General features: G+C 68.9%; 2 protein-coding genes. One reads left to right on the top strand and one right to left on the bottom strand.

Going from position 1 to position 1,366, the window contains the following annotated elements; translation table 11 throughout:
* Positions 1–55 precede the first annotated feature (55 nt).
* Positions 56–502, bottom strand: a complete 447-nt coding sequence (locus ABGA94_RS13770) for a copper chaperone PCu(A)C (RefSeq protein ID WP_197598469.1) — start codon at positions 500–502, stop codon at positions 56–58.
* Between the two features lie 34 nt (positions 503–536).
* Between ABGA94_RS13770 and ABGA94_RS13765 the strand changes: the two genes are divergently transcribed.
* Positions 537–1,313 (top strand): enoyl-CoA hydratase/isomerase family protein, encoded by a 777-nt coding sequence (locus ABGA94_RS13765; protein ID WP_005415699.1) that lies wholly within the window; start codon positions 537–539, stop codon positions 1,311–1,313.
* Positions 1,314–1,366: the final 53 nt, after the last annotated feature.

The raw sequence follows: 1,366 nt of genomic DNA, 5'->3' as shown, positions 1-1,366 counted from the left end.
GCCGCTGGCCGGCATTTCCTGTTTTTGCCGGCCAGCGGCCGGCACTACCATCCCGCTACGGCGCGGCCTTGCGGACGGTCAACGTCGCGCTCGCTTCGCCACCGCCTTCCAGCTGCAGCCGCAACGGCAGCGCCTGGCCTTCCTTCAGCGCGCCCCGCCCCTGCATCAGCATCAGGTGCAGGCCACCAGGCTTGAGTTCGGCACGCGCGCCGGCTGCCAGCGGCAGGCGCTCGATCGCGCGCATCCGGCTGACGCCATCGACGATCGTGGTCTCGTGCAGCGACACGTCGCCGAAACTACTGCTGGTCGCACCGGTGATCACCACCGCCCTGCTGCAGCCGTTGTGGATCACGCCATAGCCGGCAGTCATCGGCATCGCCGGATTCGGTGGCAACCGCGCCCAGCCCTGCTCCACCGTGACGCAGCGTGATTCCGCAGCCGAAGCCGATGCTGCGGCCGCACACAGCACCCACAGTACGCCAACGAATGGTTTGGTTATCATCGCCCAGGTTCCTTCTTCGCAACGAGACCGCAGCATGACGACGCTCATCGAGGTGATCAACCACGGCCCCATCCGCGAACTGCGCCTGGCGCGGCCGCCGGTCAATGCACTGGACACCGATCTGTGCCGGCAGCTGATCCATGCCATCGAACTGGCCATGGCCGAAGACGCGCACGGCATCGTGCTGTCGGGCAGCGAGCGCATCTTCACCGGTGGAATGGACGTGCCGCACCTGCTCTCGCATGGCGATGACAAGCACAAGCTGCTGGACACCTGGAACGCTTTCTTTGGCGCCGTGCGCACACTGGCCGAGAGCCGCATCCCGGTGGTCGCGGCGATCACCGGCCACGCGCCGGCCGGCGGCTGCGTGCTGGCCCTGTGCTGCGACTACCGGGTAATGGCGCGCAGCGCCGATCCGTCGCGGCCGTATGCCATCGGCCTGAACGAGGTGCAGGTGGGCCTGATCGCGCCGGAGGGCATCCAGCGCCTGCTGCGCCGTGCGGTGGGCGTGCACCGCGCCGGCGTGCTGCTGACCACCGGTTCGCTGGTACCGGCCGAACAGGCGCTGCAGATCGGCCTGGTCGATGAACTGGCCGAAGGCGACCTGGTGGTGGCCCGCGCCGTGGCCTGGCTGCAGAACCTGCTCAAGCAGCCTCGGCAGCCGATGCTGCTGACCCGCGCCATCGCTCGCGCCGACCTGCACGAAGCGCTGCACCCGGACCTGATCCAGCTGGACCGTTTCGTCGAGGCCTGGTTCGCCCCGGACGCACAGAACGCCCTGCAGGCCCTGGCGGCGCGCCTGGGCAAGTAGCGGTTGCCCCGCCCGGGGTCAGATCCCTTTCGCCGGGCGAAAGGGATCTGACC

Origin of the sequence: Stenotrophomonas sp. 3diitr2024 (assembly GCF_042136455.1) — a bacterium.
Classification (GTDB): Bacteria; Pseudomonadota; Gammaproteobacteria; order Xanthomonadales; family Xanthomonadaceae; genus Stenotrophomonas; species Stenotrophomonas sepilia.
The sequence above is the reverse complement of the archived record's forward strand: the minus strand, read 5'-3'. Positions and strand labels throughout refer to the sequence as shown.

Excerpts from the sequence above, each read along its gene's own strand:
- ABGA94_RS13765 (WP_005415699.1), top strand. The coding sequence starts at position 537 with ATGACGACGCTCATCGAGGTGATCAACCACGGCCCCATCCGCGAACTG.
- ABGA94_RS13770 (WP_197598469.1), bottom strand. The coding sequence starts at position 502 with ATGATAACCAAACCATTCGTTGGCGTACTGTGGGTGCTGTGTGCGGCC.